General features: G+C 71.3%; 14 protein-coding genes. 9 read left to right on the top strand and 5 right to left on the bottom strand.

Annotation, left to right across the window (positions count from 1 at the left end; all coding sequences use genetic code 11):
* Nucleotides 1-26: 26 nt before the first annotated feature.
* Nucleotides 27-1,442: a Fe-S cluster assembly protein SufB gene (gene sufB, locus ACIPUC_RS31015; RefSeq protein ID WP_030707002.1), complete on the bottom strand. Its 1,416-nt coding sequence runs from the start codon at nt 1,440-1,442 to the stop codon at nt 27-29.
* Nucleotides 1,439-2,200: a helix-turn-helix transcriptional regulator gene (locus tag ACIPUC_RS31010; protein ID WP_446593705.1), complete on the bottom strand. Its 762-nt coding sequence runs from the start codon at nt 2,198-2,200 to the stop codon at nt 1,439-1,441. The genes sufB and ACIPUC_RS31010 overlap by 4 nt, the downstream gene beginning before the upstream one ends.
* Before the next feature lie 443 nt (nt 2,201-2,643).
* Between ACIPUC_RS31010 and ACIPUC_RS31005 the strand changes: the two genes are divergently transcribed.
* From ACIPUC_RS31005 to ACIPUC_RS30990, 4 genes are all read left to right on the top strand, one after another.
* A complete protein-coding gene (locus ACIPUC_RS31005) occupies nt 2,644-3,570 on the top strand; it encodes an ABC transporter ATP-binding protein (RefSeq protein ID WP_446593704.1) in 927 nt (308 codons plus the stop codon).
* Nucleotides 3,571-3,598: 28 nt separating this feature from the next.
* The gene (locus ACIPUC_RS31000) at nt 3,599-4,366 is read left to right on the top strand and encodes an ABC transporter permease (protein WP_446593703.1); all 768 of its coding nucleotides are present in this window, start codon (nt 3,599-3,601) and stop codon (nt 4,364-4,366) included.
* 88 nt (nt 4,367-4,454) lie between these two features.
* A complete protein-coding gene (locus tag ACIPUC_RS30995) occupies nt 4,455-5,588 on the top strand; it encodes a hypothetical protein (protein WP_446593702.1) in 1,134 nt (377 codons plus the stop codon).
* Nucleotides 5,589-5,592: 4 nt separating this feature from the next.
* Complete coding sequence (locus tag ACIPUC_RS30990; protein WP_446593701.1) at nt 5,593-6,582, top strand: COX15/CtaA family protein; 990 nt, start codon at nt 5,593-5,595, stop codon at nt 6,580-6,582.
* Between the two features lie 10 nt (nt 6,583-6,592).
* Here ACIPUC_RS30990 and ACIPUC_RS30985 read toward each other — a convergent pair whose 3' ends face one another.
* The 3 genes from ACIPUC_RS30985 to ACIPUC_RS30975 all read right to left on the bottom strand — a co-directional run bounded on the left by ACIPUC_RS30985 (nt 6,593) and on the right by ACIPUC_RS30975 (nt 9,112).
* Complete coding sequence (locus tag ACIPUC_RS30985; protein WP_446593700.1) at nt 6,593-7,687, bottom strand: amidohydrolase family protein; 1,095 nt, start codon at nt 7,685-7,687, stop codon at nt 6,593-6,595.
* 106 nt (nt 7,688-7,793) lie between these two features.
* Entirely contained in the window at nt 7,794-8,147 is a 354-nt protein-coding gene (locus ACIPUC_RS30980; RefSeq protein WP_446593699.1) for a hypothetical protein, read from the bottom strand.
* A 23-nt stretch (nt 8,148-8,170) separates the two neighbouring features.
* Nucleotides 8,171-9,112, bottom strand: a complete 942-nt coding sequence (locus tag ACIPUC_RS30975; RefSeq protein WP_446593698.1) for a heme o synthase — start codon at nt 9,110-9,112, stop codon at nt 8,171-8,173.
* Between the two features lie 257 nt (nt 9,113-9,369).
* On the opposite strand from ACIPUC_RS30975, the gene tkt reads away from it, so the two are divergent.
* The 5 genes from tkt to pgl all read left to right on the top strand — a co-directional run bounded on the left by tkt (nt 9,370) and on the right by pgl (nt 16,067).
* Nucleotides 9,370-11,457 carry a transketolase gene (gene tkt, locus ACIPUC_RS30970; RefSeq protein WP_446593697.1) on the top strand — a complete coding sequence of 696 codons (2,088 nt, stop codon included), beginning with the start codon at nt 9,370-9,372 and terminating at the stop codon, nt 11,455-11,457.
* 34 nt (nt 11,458-11,491) lie between these two features.
* Nucleotides 11,492-12,610 (top strand): transaldolase, encoded by a 1,119-nt coding sequence (gene tal / locus ACIPUC_RS30965; protein ID WP_446593696.1) that lies wholly within the window; start codon nt 11,492-11,494, stop codon nt 12,608-12,610.
* Nucleotides 12,611-12,615: 5 nt separating this feature from the next.
* Nucleotides 12,616-14,142 carry a glucose-6-phosphate dehydrogenase gene (gene zwf / locus ACIPUC_RS30960; RefSeq protein WP_446593695.1) on the top strand — a complete coding sequence of 509 codons (1,527 nt, stop codon included), beginning with the start codon at nt 12,616-12,618 and terminating at the stop codon, nt 14,140-14,142.
* Nucleotides 14,139-15,155: a glucose-6-phosphate dehydrogenase assembly protein OpcA gene (gene opcA, locus ACIPUC_RS30955; RefSeq protein ID WP_446593694.1), complete on the top strand. Its 1,017-nt coding sequence runs from the start codon at nt 14,139-14,141 to the stop codon at nt 15,153-15,155. Before zwf ends, opcA begins: the two co-directional genes overlap by 4 nt.
* 129 nt (nt 15,156-15,284) lie before the next feature.
* The gene (gene pgl, locus ACIPUC_RS30950; RefSeq protein ID WP_446593693.1) at nt 15,285-16,067 is read left to right on the top strand and encodes a 6-phosphogluconolactonase; all 783 of its coding nucleotides are present in this window, start codon (nt 15,285-15,287) and stop codon (nt 16,065-16,067) included.
* Nucleotides 16,068-16,125: the final 58 nt, after the last annotated feature.

Genomic DNA, 16,125 nt, shown 5'->3' with positions numbered 1-16,125 from the left:
TGTCTGCGGGACTCGGGCGGTCGGGACTAGCCGACCGAGCCCTCCATCTGCAGCTCGATCAGCCGGTTCAGCTCCAGCGCGTACTCCATCGGCAGCTCCCGCGCGATCGGCTCGACGAAGCCGCGCACGATCATGGCCATGGCCTCGAACTCCGTCATACCGCGGCTCATCAGGTAGAAGAGCTGGTCGTCGGAGACCTTGGAGACGGTCGCCTCGTGGCCCATGGACACGTCGTCCTCGCGGACGTCCACGTAGGGGTACGTGTCCGAGCGGGAGATCGTGTCGACCAGGAGCGCGTCACACAGCACGTTGGACTTCGAGCCGTGGGCGCCCTCGCCGATCTCGACCAGGCCTCGGTACGAGGTGCGGCCGCCGCCTCGGGCCACCGACTTCGAGACGATGTTCGAGGAGGTGTTCGGCGCCATGTGGACCATCTTGGAGCCGGCGTCCTGGTGCTGGCCCTCGCCCGCGAAGGCGATGGACAGGGTCTCGCCCTTGGCGTGCTCGCCCATCAGGTAGACGGCCGGGTACTTCATGGTGACCTTGGAACCGATGTTGCCGTCGATCCACTCCATGGTCGCGCCCTCGTACGCCACGGCGCGCTTGGTGACCAGGTTGTAGACGTTGTTCGACCAGTTCTGGATCGTCGTGTAGCGGCAGCGGCCGCCCTTCTTCACGATGATCTCGACCACGGCGCTGTGCAGCGAGTCCGAGGAGTAGATCGGGGCGGTGCAGCCCTCGACGTAGTGGACGTAGGCGTCCTCGTCGACGATGATCAGCGTCCGCTCGAACTGGCCCATGTTCTCCGTGTTGATGCGGAAGTAGGCCTGGAGCGGGATGTCGACCTTGACGCCCTTGGGCACGTAGATGAACGAGCCGCCCGACCACACGGCGGTGTTCAGCGACGCGAACTTGTTGTCGCCGACCGGGATGACCGTGCCGAAGTACTCCTGGAAGAGCTCCGGGTGCTCCTTGAGCGCGGTGTCCGTGTCGAGGAAGATGACGCCCTGCTCCTCCAGGTCCTCGCGGATCTGGTGGTAGACGACCTCGGACTCGTACTGTGCCGCGACACCGGCGACGAGGCGCTGCTTCTCCGCCTCCGGGATGCCGAGCTTGTCGTACGTGTTCTTGATGTCCTCGGGCAGGTCCTCCCAGGAAGCGGCCTGCTTCTCGGTGGAGCGCACGAAGTACTTGATGTTGTCGAAGTCGATGCCCGAGAGGTCGGAGCCCCAGTTCGGCATGGGCTTCTTGTCGAACAGCTTGAGGCCCTTGAGGCGGAGCTTCAGCATCCACTCCGGCTCGGACTTCTTCGCCGAGATGTCGCGCACGACATCCTCGGACAGACCCCGCTTGGCAGCGGCGCCGGCCGCGTCGGAGTCGGCCCAGCCGTATTCGTAGGTGCCCAGGCCATCGAGCTCAGGGTGAGCAGTCTCCGTGGTCATGCGGGGTTCCTCCCGGCCGTACTTGCAGATACTGATGTGTCGGTCTGTGTGGCGCTCGCGCTACGCGGAATGAACGTCGTGCACACCCCGTCGCCGTGGGCGATCGTGGCGAGGCGCTGAACGTGCGTCCCGAGCAGGCGGGAGAAGACCTCGGTCTCCGCCTCGCAGAGCTGCGGGAACTGCTCGGCGACGTGTGCGACCGGGCAGTGGTGCTGGCAGAGCTGTTCACCGCTGTGCGGACCGGGAGCGCTCTTCGCCGTAGCAGCGTACCCGTCCGCGGTCAACGCCCTGGCAAGGGCCTCCGCGCGCTCCGCCGGGGCGGCGGCCTCGACGGCCTCCCGGTAGGGCTGCGCCTGCGCTTCCATCCGCGCCCTGGCGAAGGCGGCGACGGCCGCCTCCCCGCGCTCCCCGCCGCCGACGGACTGCGCGATCCAGCGCAGGGCGTCCGCGGCGAGCGTGTCGTAGGACTGGTCGAAGGCATCCCGGCCGCAGTCGGTGAGCGCGAAGACCTTGGCGGGCCGGCCCCGGGTGCGTGCGCCGTACACACGCTGCTCACGGGGTGCGACCACGTCGTCGGCGACGAGCGTGTCGAGGTGGCGGCGGACGGCGGCCTGGGTGAGGCCGAGACGCTGGGCGAGGTCGGCGACGGTGGACGGACCGTGGTCCAGGATGGACCGCGCGACCCGGTTGCGGGTTGACCGCTCCCCGGTCGCGAGCTCCCCCTGGGGGGTCTCGATCTGCCGTTCGCCGTTTTTCACAACGCCATTGTTGCGTAATTAGTCGAGCGCCGACAAGCCGTGACCGAGGCCACTCCTGGTGGCCTCCATCACTAAGGGTTACCTTATTTATCGACGCAGAGTTATGCGGAGGGAAACGCTCCGCACTCTTTCCGGGCGCCCCCGGTACATCGGTACACGGCTCCCACCAGCAATCCCCCGCCGGCGATCGCGTCGGAGACGGTGAACATCGAATTCCGAAAAAGATCACCGAACGACGCTGGGCCATCCAGGATCGCCAAGCCGAAAACAGCCGTGTTTGCGACACAGTGTTCGAATCCGACGGCCGCAAATACCGCCGCCGGCAGCCGCAGGACCGGCCCCGGCGGGCACGAGGCGGGCACGAAAACGTCATCCCCGAGCCGGCCCGTCACCCCGACCCCGGGACCTGGGACCCCTCCCCCCGCTCCGTAGACTCACCCCCCATGAGCAACGACCCCGCCGTGGAGATCCGCGGACTGGTGAAGAGGTACGGCCCCAAAACGGCGGTGGACGGCCTGGACCTCACCGTCCCGAAGGCCTCCGTCACCGCGGTCCTCGGTCCCAACGGCGCGGGCAAGACGACCACGGTGGAAAGCTGCGAGGGCTACCGCCGCCCCGACGCCGGCACCGTCCGCGTCCTCGGCCTCGACCCCGTCGCCCAGGCCGGGGCGCTGCGCCCGCGGATCGGCGTGATGCTCCAGTCCGGAGGCGTCTACTCCGGAGCCCGCGCCGTCGAGATGCTCCGCCACATGGCCGCGCTGTACGCCGACCCGCTCCCGGTGGACACCCTGGTGGAACGCCTCGGCCTCGGCGGCTGCGGCCGCACCGCCTACCGCAGGCTCTCCGGCGGCCAGCAGCAGCGCCTGGCCCTGGCCATGGCCGTGGTGGGCCGCCCCGAGCTGGTCTTCCTCGACGAACCCACCGCCGGCCTGGACCCGCAGGCCCGCCGCGCGACCTGGGACCTCGTGCGGGAGCTGCGCGCCGACGGGGTCACCGTCGTCCTCACCACCCACCACATGGACGAGGCCGAACAGCTCGCCGACGAGGTCGCCATCGTGGACGCGGGCCGGGTCATCGCCCACGGCAGCCCCGAGCGGCTGTGCCGGGGCGGCGCCGAGAACACCCTGCGCTTCACCGGCCGCCCCTCCCTCGACCTCGCCTCCCTGCTGAAGGCGCTGCCCGACGGCACCCAGGCCGCCGAGCTCACCCCCGGCGTCTACCGGGTCACCGGCGACGTCCACCCCCAGCTGCTCGCCACCGTCGCCTCCTGGTGCGCACAGCACGGCGTCATGCCGGACAGCCTCTCGGTGGAGCGGCACACCCTGGAGGACGTTTTTCTGGAGCTCACGGGCAAGGAGCTGCGTTCATGACGCCGATCACCGGCAAGGAGCTGCGCGGATGAGCGCCGGCACGTTCACCCCCAACCCGGGGGCGGCTCCCGTCTCCCGCATGATCCTCGCGCAGACGGCCCTGGAGACCCGGATGCTGCTGCGCAACGGGGAGCAGCTGCTGCTGACCGTGATCATCCCGGCGCTGCTGCTGACCCTCTTCGCGGCCGTGGACATCGTCGATACAGGTGCGCAGAAGTCCGTGGACTTCCTCGCGCCCGGCATCCTGGCGCTCGCCGTGATGTCCACCGCCTTCACCGGCCAGGCCATCGCCACCGGCTTCGACCGGCGCTACGGGGTCCTCAAGCGGCTCGGGGCCTCCCCGCTGCCGCGCTGGGCCCTGATGGCCGCCAAGACCCTGTCCGTGCTGGTCACCGAGGTGCTCCAGATCGCCCTGCTGACGGCGATCGCCTTCGCGCTGGGCTGGTCCCCGCACGGGAACCCGCTGTCGGCGGCCGCGCTGGTCCTGCTCGGCACCGCCGCCTTCTCCGGGCTGGGCCTGCTGATGGCGGGCACCCTCAAGGCCGAGATGACGCTGGCCGCCGCCAACCTGGTGTTCCTGCTGCTGCTGGTCGGCGGCGGGGTGGTCGTGCCGCTGGACAAGTTCCCGGACGCCGTCCAGGCCGTCCTGGGCCTGCTGCCCATCTCGGCCCTGTCCGACGGCCTGCGCGAGGTGCTCCAGCACGGCGGCGCCCTGCCGTGGGGCGACGCGGCCGTGCTGACCGGCTGGGCCGTCCTCGGACTGGGCGGCGCGGCGCGCTGGTTCCGCTGGGAATGACGCCTCACCCTGGCCGGCGGAACCCTTCCACCGGGCCGGTCGTTCCCGTGAAGATGTAGACCTTCACGCATGAAGCCGGGGGGCGGACATGGTGCAGCGGGAGGCCGTTCTACGGCTGGACGAGCAGTGGGCGCGGGTGCGGTCGGGGGCGGCGCACGCGGAACCGCAGGAGCGCGAGCGGCTGCTCGACGAGCTGATCGGGGCCCTGCGCACCCACCCGGACGACCCCGAGTGCGCCGCGCTGCTGGGGCTGCGCCTCGCCGACCGGGCCGCGCTGCGCTTCGCCGACGGGGACCGGGCCTCCGCCCTCGCCCTCATCGAGGAGGGGTTGCGCAGCTCCGAGCGCGCGGCCCCGTACGCCCCCGAGTTCGCCCGGTGGTACGCCCGCGGGCTGATCAACCACGGGGTGTGGCTGGCCTGGCCGCTGAGCGACGGGGACCGGCTGCCGCGGCATCCGCTGGGCCCCGCCGCCGCGGAGGGTCCGACCGCCATGGAGCGGGCGGCCGGGGAGCGCGCCCGTGACCTGACCCGCACCGCGGTCGGGGTGTGGGCGGGCCTGGACCAGCAGGACCCGGTCAACCGCCGGGGTCTGGCCCAGGCGAAGGTGTTCCTCGGGGACCGCCTCGCGGAGCTGGGCTCCGCCGAGGAAGCGGTGGCCTGGGCCGTGGACGCGGAGTCGGACTTCCGGCAGCTGCTGCTGGCGGACCACGGCTCGGAGGAGTCCGCGGAGGCCGAGGAGGCCCTCGACCACATCGGCCGCCAGCTGGAACTGCGCCTGCGCTTCCTGGCCTTCGACTCCCTGGCCGGTCTGCGCGCGAAGGGGCTGCTGCCCGAACGGCTGCTGCCCCAGGCCGTGGTGGCCGCCCGCGTCCAGGGGGTGGCCGAGCCCGAGATCGCGGCCCGGCTGGGTCTGGGCGCCGAACAGGTCCGCACGATGCTGGAGGTCACGCCCTGGCTCGCGGTGTGGCGCGTCGAGGTGCGCGGTCCTGACGGACTGTGGAACGCACTCGACCATCCTTGGCACAGCGCCACGGAAGTGCGAAACCGGACGGCTGGGGACATAGGGGCCGAACTGGTACGGGGATTCACGGCGTCGGCGGACCACCCCGGTGACGGCGTCCCCTGGCGGGTCCACGTGTGGTGGCACGAGGAGGGCGACCCGGCGGGCGCCCGATACCGGCTGGTCGCCGGTCCCGAGGCACCACCGGCCACCCCCTCGTGAAACTTTGCACAAGGCTCCGCCTACGATAGGGGCCGTGTTGAACCCATTCGCCTTCATCGCCGGCCGCTGGACTCCGTCGCCCCGGATCGTCCGGCGCGCCGCGCTCGCCGCGCTCGTCATGAGCGTGGCCATCGTCGTCACCGGCGGCGCGGTGCGGCTCACCGGCTCCGGTCTCGGCTGCGACACCTGGCCCAAGTGCACGGACGACAGCCTGATCGCGACGCAGGAGCAGGGCTTCCACGGCGCCATCGAGTTCGGCAACCGGATGCTCACGTACGTGCTCTCCGCGGCCGTCGGCTGGTACATCCTCGCGGCCCGCTCGGCCAAGCCGTGGCGGCGCTCGCTGACCAAGCTCGGCTGGATCCAGTTCGTCATCGTGATGGCCAACGCCGTACTCGGCGGGATCACCGTCAGGACGGGCCTCAACCCGTACAGCGTCGCCGGGCACTTCCTGCTCGCCACCGCGCTGATCGCGGTGACCACCGTCAGCCTGCAGCGCACCGGCGAGGGCGACACCGCCTCCCGCCCGCGCGTGCCCGGCCCGGTGCGCAAGCTGTCGTGGGTGCTGACCGCGACGACCTTCGTACTGATCGCGGCGGGCACGATCGTCACGGGTTCCGGACCGCACGCGGGCGACAGCAGCGAGATCCGGCGGATGCCGTTCGACTGGGCGGCCACCGCCCATGTGCACGCCGTCGCCGCCTGGCTGGTGTGCGCGCTGGCCGTGGCGATGTGGCTGGTGCTGCGCGTGGTCGACGCCCCCGCGGACACCCGGGCACGCGCCCGGGACCTGCTGATCGTGCTCCTGGCGCAGGGCGGCATCGGCTACGTGCAGTTCTTCTCCGAGCTGCCCGAGCTGCTCGTCGCCGCCCACATGCTCGGCTCCTGCCTGGTGTGGATCGCGGTGCTCCGGGTCGCGCTGAGCCTGCGCGAACGCCCGGTGGCGCAGGTGGAGATCCCGGCCCAGGGCGACCCCCAGCTCTCCTCCGTCTGAACGGGGCGGCTCACCCCCGCTCGTCCAGCCGGTAGACGCGGCGGGCATTGCCCGCCGCGACCATGGCGGCGACCCTCCCCGCGTCCTTCCAGGACCAGGACCCGTCCGCGACCCAGCCGCCCAGCACCCGGCCCAGCGCCTCCCGGAACACCAGGGCGCCCACCGCGTGCAGCTCGGGCAGGTGCCGCCCGCCGCTGGAGAACAGCAGCTTCCCGAAGGGAGCGAGCTCCAACAGCTCGGCCAGGACCGCCGCGGCCCGCGCCCCGGTCTGCCCGAGCGCCGCGCCGGCGTCGGCGTAGACGTGCGGGTGGGCCGCGGCCAGCTGCGCCGTCTGCCGGTGGTACGGGTATCCGCCGAGCAGGACCAGTCGCGTACCGAGCCCCGCGGTGGCCCGTACGAACCCGGTCAGCGGCGCCGGGTCCCCCGGCCCGGTGTGCAGCTGCAGCGGCAGCCCGGACGCGACCGCGCTCCACACCAGGTGCCGCAGCAGTACGGGGTCGCGCACGGCCCCGCCCCTGGTCCGCCGGTCCAGCCACCGCCCGGCCGCCCCGCGCACCTCGCCGGGATCGGGCGGCTCGGGCGCCGCGGCCAGGAGGGACGCGTGGTCGACGACGGCGCCGCAGGTGAAGGCCACGGCCCCGGTGGCGGCGTGGTGCACGGCCTCGGCGAGATTGGCGAGGAAGGCGGCCACGGTCCCGGAGGTGTCGGCGACCTGCTCGGCCAGCAGTTCCAGCCGGACCGTCTCGAAGGCCTCGGCGTCCCCGGCGAGGGCCAGCTCCTTGGGGCCGGTCAGGTCCCCGGCCACGCCGGTGTCGACCACGTGGGCGGCGATCCCGGAGCCCCGCAGCAGCAGCCGCGCGGTCTCGGCCGCGCCGAGCTCGCGCCGGCGGGCCAGATAGCGGGCGGGGGCGGCGTACGGCTCCAGCCCGATCAGCGGCGGGCACCAGCGGCGCACCGCGAAACCGGTCTGCGTGTCGAAGAAGGTGGTGCCCGCGGCGGGCGGGCCGGCGGAGCGGATCAGCTGGGCCTCGAAGGTGCCCAGGCCCAGCTCCGTACGGAGTACTCCGTGGCAGTACTGGTCCACCAGGGGCGGCGTTTCGATCATCCGGGCATCCCGTTGCGGACGTGAGGAAGGGGCTTCCACACGTCCTAACGGGTGCGCGGGGTGTGAGGTGTTGCTCGCGCTGTTGACCGAGCGGCCACCGTCGGCTTCAGGCCGCCGGGTTCGCGGGTCCGCCGAGCTGGATGCCGGCCATCCGCGACCACTCGTACGGGCCGGTGCGCACGCTCGCGGCGAACTCCCCGTCGAACTCCTCGTGGAGGGTCAGCTCGGCCTTCTCGGCGGCCAGCCGGGCCACCGCGAAGGCGGGGGCCACCAGGTCGCCCCACTCGCCGTCCTTGCCGACGAGCACGATCCGGGTGCCGGCCTGGCCGATGTGGGCGAGGTGGCCCTCGGCGCCGCCGTGCTGCTTGGCGAACGCGCCGATCTGCTTGGCGAGCTTCGCCGCCGTACGGTCCTGCTTCTTGTCCGCGGTCGCTGCGGTGGTGTCTGCGGTGTCTGCCATAAGGGCATGCTACCGGTGAGTAATCAGCGGAGGAAGGGATCCACGGCCACCGCCACGAACAGCAGCGACACGTAGGTGATCGACCAGTGGAACAGGCGCATCTCCTTGAGCTTCGCGCCCGTCACCCCGGCCTTGGCCCGCGCGTGCAGCGCGTGCGCCTCCCACAGCCACCAGCCGCCCGCCACCAGCGCGACCGCCGTGTAGAACCACCCGGTGTACCCCAGCGGGGTCAGCAGCAGCGAGACCGCCACCATCACCCAGCTGTAGAGGACGATCTGCCGCGCGACGGCCTTGTTGCCCGCCACGACGGGCAGCATCGGCACGCCGACGCGCGCGTAGTCGTCCTTCACCTTCATCGACAGCGGCCAGTAGTGCGGCGGCGTCCAGAAGAAGATGACGAGGAAGAGGATGACCGCGGCCCAGGAGACCTCGTTCTTGACGGCGGACCAGCCGATGAGCACCGGCATGCAGCCCGCGATGCCGCCCCAGACGATGTTCTGGGCGGTGCGCCGCTTCAGCAGCATCGTGTAGACCACGACGTAGAAGAGGAGCGCGCCGAGCGCGAGGGCGGCCGACAGCCAGTTGACCAGCAGGCCGAAGAACAGCGTGGAGACCACTGCGAGGCTGATGCCGAAGACCAGGCACTCGCGCGGGCTGACCATGCCGGTCACCAGCGGGCGCTGCGAAGTGCGGTCCATCAGCGCGTCGATGTCGCGGTCGATGTACATGTTCAGCGCGTTGGCGCCGCCCGCGGACAGATAGCCGCCGAAGCAGGTCGCGAGGACCAGCCACAGCGAGGGCACGCCCTGCTCGGCGAGGAACATGACCGGCACTGTGGTGATCAGCAGAAGTTCGATGATCCGCGGCTTGGTCAATGCCACGAAAGCCATGGCCCGGGCCCCGAACGGCCGGTGACCGGCGCTCGTCGCGAGCACCCCCGCTGGACGGGATTCGACGGCCGTCACGCACACCCCTGAGAGAGAAACCAGCAAGCACCACAAGGGCTTGCACGTACCACGCCACTGTAGACGTTGGTCATACGTCGCCCCGCGCGGGGGTCGCGTCGTGTTGGTCCGATCGGAGCTGACATCCCGGTGACGGCACGGTGACCGTCTGCGGACACTCGAATAGCTGCACGCCGTTGCGGGGGTAGGCTCGGAATCGCGCCGGTGCGACCGTCCGTCACCGGGAACAGACATGTGGAGAGGAGCCCTGACCCACGGTGAGCACCAAGCCGACCACCACAGAGCTCGAGTGGACCGAACTGGACCAGCGGGCCGTCGACACCGCCCGCGTTCTGGCCGCTGACGCGGTCCAGAAGGTCGGAAACGGCCACCCCGGTACGGCGATGAGCCTGGCCCCCGCCGCCTACACCCTCTTCCAGAAGGTGATGCGGCACGACCCGGCGGACCCCGAGTGGGTGGGCCGCGACCGCTTCGTGCTCTCCGCGGGGCACTCGTCCCTCACCCTGTACACGCAGCTGTACCTGGGCGGCTTCGGCCTGGAGCTGGACGACCTCAAGGCGTTCCGCACCTGGGGCTCCAAGACCCCGGGCCACCCGGAGTACGGCCACACGGCCGGCGTGGAGACCACCACCGGCCCGCTGGGCCAGGGCATCGCCAACGCGGTGGGCATGGCCATGGCCGCCCGCTACGAGCGCGGCCTGTTCGACCCGGAGGCCGCCCAGGGCGCCTCCCCGTTCGACCACATGATCTACGCGATCGCGGGCGACGGCTGCCTCCAGGAGGGCATCTCCCACGAGGCGTCCGCGCTGGCCGGCCACCAGAAGCTCGGCAACCTGGTGCTGCTGTGGGACGACAACCACATCTCCATCGAGGGCGACACGGAGACGGCCGTCTCCGAGGACACCCTCAAGCGTTACGAGGCGTACGGCTGGCACGTCCAGCGCGTCGCGCAGCAGGAGAACGGCGACCTCGACCCGAAGGCGCTGTACGCGGCGCTGCAGGCGGCCAAGGCCGAGACCGGGCGCCCGTCCTTCATCGCGGCCCGCTCCATCATCGCCTGGCCCGCCCCGCACGCCCAGAACACCGAGGCCGCGCACGGCTCGGCCCTCGGCGACGACGAGGTCGCGGCCACCAAGCGCGTCCTCGGCTTCGACCCGGAGCAGACCTTCGAGGTCTCCGACGAGGTCATCGCGCACACCCGCAAGGCGCTGGACCGCGGCCGCGAGGCCAAGGCCGCGTGGGAGAAGGACTTCTCCGCCTGGCGCACGGCCAACCCGGAGCGCGCCGCCGAGTTCGACCGCATCAACGCCAACGAGCTGCCCGCGGGCTGGGAGGACGAGATCCCGTCCTTCGAGGCCGGCAAGGGTGTCGCCACCCGCGCCGCCTCCGGCAAGGTGCTCCAGGCCCTCGGCGCGGTCATCCCGGAGCTGTGGGGCGGCTCGGCCGACCTGGCCGGCTCCAACAACACCACCATCGACAAGGAATCCTCGTTCCTGCCGGTGGGCAACCCGCTGCCGGAGGCCGACCCGTACGGCCGCACCATCCACTTCGGCATCCGCGAGCACGCCATGGCCGCGGCCATGAACGGCATCGCCCTGCACGGCCACACCCGCATCTACGGCGGCACCTTCCTGGTGTTCTCCGACTACATGCGCAACGCCGTCCGCCTCTCCGCGCTGATGCACGTGCCGGTCACCTACGTGTGGACGCACGACTCCGTCGGTCTCGGCGAGGACGGCCCGACCCACCAGCCGGTCGAGCACCTCGCCTCGCTGCGCGCCATCCCGGGCCTGAACGTCGTCCGCCCGGCCGACGCCAACGAGACCGCGATCGCCTGGCGCGAGATCCTGAGGCGCCACACCAAGGTGTTCGGCAAGGGCGCCCCGCACGGCCTGGCGCTCACCCGCCAGGGCGTGCCGACCTACGAGCGCAACGAGGACGCCGCCAAGGGCGGTTACGTGATGTTCGAGGCCGAGGGCGGTCCGGCCGAGGTCGTCCTCATCGGCACCGGCTCCGAGGTGCACCTGGCCGTCGAGGCCCGCGAGCAGCTCCAGGCCGAGGGCATCCCCGCCCGGGTCGTCTCGATGCCGTCCGTCGAGTGGTTCGAGGAGCAGGACCAGGCGTACAAGGACAGCGTCCTGCCGCCCTCCGTCACGGCGCGCGTCGCGGTCGAGGCGGGCATCGGCCTGACCTGGCACCGCTACGTCGGCGACGCGGGCCGGATCGTGTCCCTGGAGCACTTCGGTGCCTCGGCCGACGCGAAGGTGCTCTTCCGCGAGTTCGGCTTCACCCCCGAGGCCGTGACCGCCGCCGCCAAGGCCTCCCTCGCCGCCGCCGCGCGCTGACGACCGTACAAGACCAGTAGGAGATGCAATTCCCATGACAGACGCACTCAAGCGCCTCTCCGACGAAGGCGTGGCGATCTGGCTGGACGACCTGTCCCGCAAGCGCATCACGTCCGGCAACCTGGCCGAGCTCATCGACGAGTCGCACGTGGTCGGTGTCACCACCAACCCGGCGATCTTCCAGAAGGCCATCAGCGGCGGCGAGGGCTACGAGCAGCAGCTCACCGACCTCGCGACCCGCAAGGTCACCGTCGACGAGGCCCTGCGCATGATCACGACGGCGGACGTCCGCGACGCCGCCGACATCCTGCGCCCGGTCTACGACCGCACCGACGGCCAGGACGGCCGCGTGTCCATCGAGGTCGACCCCCGTCTGGCCCACCAGACCGAGGCGACCATCGCCGAGGCCAAGCAGCTCGCCTGGCTGGTGGACCGCCCCAACACGCTCATCAAGATCCCGGCGACCAAGGCCGGCCTGCCGGCGATCACCGAGGTCATCGGCAGGGGCATCAGCGTCAACGTCACGCTGATCTTCTCGCTGGAGCGCTACCGCGAGGTCATGGACGCGTACCTGGCGGGTCTGGAGAAGGCGAAGGCCGCGGGCCTGGACCTCTCCCTGATCCACTCGGTCGCCTCCTTCTTCGTGTCCCGCGTGGACAGCGAGATCGACAAGCGCCTGGACGCCATCGGCACCGACGAGGCCAAGGCCCTGAAGGGCAAGGCGGCGCTCGCCAACGCCCGTCTGGCCTACGAGGCCTACGAGGAGGTCTTCTCCTCGGACCGCTGGACCGCCCTGGAGCGGGTCGGCGCCAACAAGCAGCGCGCGCTGTGGGCCTCTACGGGCGTCAAGGACCCGGCGTACAAGGACACCCTGTACGTGGACGACCTGGTCGCCCCGAACACGGTGAACACCATGCCGGAGGCCACCCTGGAGGCCACCGCCGACCACGGTCGGATCACCGGTGACACCGTGCGCGGCAGCTACGCGCAGGCCCGCGCCGAGCTCGACGCGGTCGCGAAGCTGGGCATCTCGTACGACGATGTGGTGCAGCTGCTCGAGGACGAGGGCGTCGAGAAGTTCGAGGCGTCCTGGAACGACCTGCTGAAGTCGACCGAGGCGGAGCTTGAGCGCCTCGCCCCCACGGAGGCCTGAACACCTTGTCTGTGAACGGAGCGAACCCGCTTCGTGACGCACAGGACCGGCGGCTCCCGCGCATCGCGGGGCCGTCCGGCCTGGTCATTTTCGGCGTTACGGGTGACCTGTCGCGCAAGAAGCTGATGCCTGCCGTCTACGACCTGGCCAACCGCGGCCTGCTCCCGCCGGGCTTCTCGCTGATCGGCTTCGCCCGCCGCGAGTGGGAGCACGAGGACTTCGCCACGGAGGTGTACGAGGCCGTCAAGCAGCACGCGCGCACGCCCTTCCGCGAGGAGGTCTGGCAGCAGCTGGTGCAGGGCTGCCGGTTCGTGCAGGGCGACTTCGACGACGACGCTGCCTTCGAGACCCTGAAGGCGACGATCGAGGACCTCGACAAGGCGCAGGGCACGGGCGGCAACTTCGCCTTCTACCTGTCCGTCCCGCCGAAGTTCTTCCCCAAGGTGGTCCAGCAGCTCAAGGACCACGGGCTGGCGCAGAAGGAGGGCTCCTGGCGGCGTGCCGTCATCGAGAAGCCCTTCGGACACAACCTGAAGAGCGCCGAGGAACTCAACAAGGTCGTCCACGAGGTCTTCCCGCGCGACGAGGTCTTCCGGATCGACCACTACCTCGGCAAGGAGACCGTCCAGAACATCCTGGCGCTCCGCTTCGCCAACACCATGTTCGAGCCGATCTGGAACCGGTCGTACGTCGACCACGTCCAGATCACCATGGCCGAGGACATCGGCATCGGCGGCCGTGCCGGGTACTACGACGGCATCGGCGCGGCCCGTGACGTCATCCAGAACCACCTGCTCCAGCTGCTCGCGCTGACCGCGATGGAGGAGCCCGGCTCCTTCCACCCCAAGGCGCTGGTGGCGGAGAAGCTCAAGGTCCTCACCGCGGTGCAGCTGCCCGAGGACCTCGGCAAGCACACCGTGCGCGGCCAGTACGCGGCCGCCTGGCAGGGCGGCGAGAAGGTCGTCGGGTACCTCGAAGAGGACGGCATCGACCCGAAGTCGAAGACCGACACCTACGCGGCCATCCGCCTGGAGATCAACAACCGCCGCTGGGCGGGCGTCCCGTTCTACCTGCGGACCGGCAAGCGCCTGGGCCGCCGGGTGACCGAGATCGCGGTGGTCTTCAAGCGGGCCCCGTACCTGCCGTTCGAATCGGGCGCGACCGAGGAGCTGGGGCAGAACGCCCTGGTCATCCGGGTCCAGCCGGACGAGGGCGTGACGGTCCGGTTCGGCTCCAAGGTCCCGGGCACCTCCATGGAGGTCCGGGACGTCACGATGGACTTCGCGTACGGCGAGTCCTTCACGGAGTCGAGCCCCGAGGCCTACGAGCGGCTCATCCTGGACGTCCTGCTGGGCGACGCGAACCTCTTCCCGCGTCACCAGGAGGTCGAACTGTCCTGGAACATCCTCGACCCGATCGAGGAGTACTGGGACAAGCACGGCAAGCCCGCGCAGTACCCGGCGGGCACCTGGGGGCCGGTCGAGGCGGACGAGATGCTCGCACGAGACGGACGGAGCTGGCGCCGGCCATGAAGATCGACCTCACGGAGACCAACTCCAGCAAGATCAACGCCGCACTGGTGAAGGCGCGCCGGGACATCGGCACGCCGGCCATCGGCATGGTCCTCACGCTGGTGATCGTGACCGACGAGGAGAACGCGTACGACGCGCTCAAGTCGGCGAACGACGCGTCCCACGAACACCCCTCGCGGATCGTCGTCGTCATCCGGCGGGTCAGCCGCTCCCCGCGCAGCCGCCAGGGCGCCCGTCTCGACGCGGAAGTCCGTGTCGGGGCGGACTCCGGCACCGGTGAGACGGTCGTGCTCCGCCTTCACGGCGAACTGGTCGACCACGCCCAGTCGGTGGTTCTCCCCCTTCTGCTGCCGGACGCCCCCGTGGTCGTCTGGTGGCCGGACGGTGCTCCCTCGGACCTGGCGGGCGACCCGCTGGGTGCGCTGGGCCAGCGCCGGATCACGGACACGTACTCCTGCGAGGACCCGATCGGGGCGCTCGCCGCCCGGGCCGCGGCCTACGCACCCGGGGACACGGACCTCTCGTGGACCCGGATCACCCCGTGGCGCTCGATGCTGGCGGCAGCGCTGGACCAGCAGATCCTGTCGGTCTCCTCGGCGACCGTCGAGGGCGAGTCGGAGAACCCGAGCTGCGAGCTGCTGGCCATGTGGCTGGCGGACCGGCTCCAGGTCCCCGTCCGGCGTACGTCGTCGGCGGGTCCGGGCCTGACGGCCGTACGTCTGGAGACCAAGGACGGCGCGATCGTCCTGGACCGGGCGGACGGGTCGCTGGCCACGCTGTGCATGCCGGGGCAGCCGGACCGTGCGGTGGCGCTGAAGCGCCGCGACACGGCCGAGCTCCTGGCGGAGGAGCTCCGCCGCCTGGACCCGGACAACACGTACGAGGCCTCGCTGAAGTTCGGCGTGGCGAAGCTGCAGTCGTCGGCGCCGGCCGAACCCGAGGTTCCCGCCAAGGCGGAAGCTCCGGCTCCGAAGCCGGCGGCCAAGCCGGCGAAGAAGCCCGCAGCCAAGTAACCCCAGACTCCGCGCCCCAAACGCCGGCGAGGCTGAATCCTTCAGCCCGTCCGGCGTTTGGGGCCCGGGTCCGGGGCTGAGCCCCGGGAAACGGACCCGCACTACCAAGAAGGCGGCAGCATCATGGGTATGACGACTCCCCAGGTCGTCGTCCACCGGGACAAGGAGCTGATGGCGCAGGCCACGGCCGCCCGGCTCATCACGAAGATCGTGGACGCGCAGACGGCCCGCGGCACCGCGTCCGTGGTCCTCACCGGCGGCCGCAACGGCAACGGCCTCCTCGCGGCCCTGTCCGCCGCCCCGGCCAAGGACGCCGTCGACTGGTCCCGGCTCGACCTGTGGTGGGGCGACGAGCGCTACGTCCCCGCCGACGACCCCGAGCGCAACCACACCCAGGCCCGCGAGGCCCTGCTGGACTCCGTACCGGTGGACCCCGCCCGCGTGCACGTCATGCCCGCCTCGGACGGCCCGTACGGGACCGACGTGGACGCGGCGGCCGCCTCGTACGCGGCCGAGCTGGCGAAGGCGGCCGGCCCGGAGGACCACGGTCCGGTCCCCCGCTTCGACGTGCTGATGCTGGGCGTCGGCCCGGACACCCACGTGGCCTCGCTCTTCCCGGAGCACCCGGCGACCCGCGAGACCGAGCGCACCGTGGTCGGCGTGCACGGCGCCCCGAAGCCCCCGCCCACCCGGATCTCGCTCACCCTCCCGGCGATCCGGGCGGCCCGCGAGGTCTGGCTCCTGGCTGCGGGCGAGGACAAGGCCGGCGCGGTGTCCATCGCCCTCGGCGGCGCGGGCGGGGTCCAGGCCCCGGCAGCGGCGGCCTACGGCCTCTTCCGCACCCTGTGGCTCCTGGACCGGGCGGCCGCCGCCAAGCTCCCGAGCGGGATGTACCCCCCGGCCGCCTCCTGACTCCGCGCCTCCCGGCACCCCGAAGGGCCCGCCCTCCCCAGGAGAGCGGGCCCTTCGT

The organism is Streptomyces sp. LARHCF249, from assembly GCF_052871255.1.
The sequence above is the reverse complement of the archived record's forward strand: the minus strand, read 5'-3'. Positions and strand labels throughout refer to the sequence as shown.

Bases quoted from the DNA above. Each gene is read 5' to 3' on its own strand.
- ACIPUC_RS30995 (WP_446593702.1), top strand. From the start codon at position 4,455: ATGGTGCAGCGGGAGGCCGTTCTACGGCTGGACGAGCAGTGGGCGCGG.
- ACIPUC_RS30980 (WP_446593699.1), bottom strand. From the start codon at position 8,147: ATGGCAGACACCGCAGACACCACCGCAGCGACCGCGGACAAGAAGCAG.
- sufB (WP_030707002.1), bottom strand. From the start codon at position 1,442: ATGACCACGGAGACTGCTCACCCTGAGCTCGATGGCCTGGGCACCTAC.
- ACIPUC_RS31005 (WP_446593704.1), top strand. From the start codon at position 2,644: ATGAGCAACGACCCCGCCGTGGAGATCCGCGGACTGGTGAAGAGGTAC.
- ACIPUC_RS30985 (WP_446593700.1), bottom strand. From the start codon at position 7,687: ATGATCGAAACGCCGCCCCTGGTGGACCAGTACTGCCACGGAGTACTC.
- pgl (WP_446593693.1), top strand. From the start codon at position 15,285: ATGACGACTCCCCAGGTCGTCGTCCACCGGGACAAGGAGCTGATGGCG.
- opcA (WP_446593694.1), top strand. From the start codon at position 14,139: ATGAAGATCGACCTCACGGAGACCAACTCCAGCAAGATCAACGCCGCA.
- tal (WP_446593696.1), top strand. From the start codon at position 11,492: ATGACAGACGCACTCAAGCGCCTCTCCGACGAAGGCGTGGCGATCTGG.
- ACIPUC_RS31000 (WP_446593703.1), top strand. From the start codon at position 3,599: ATGAGCGCCGGCACGTTCACCCCCAACCCGGGGGCGGCTCCCGTCTCC.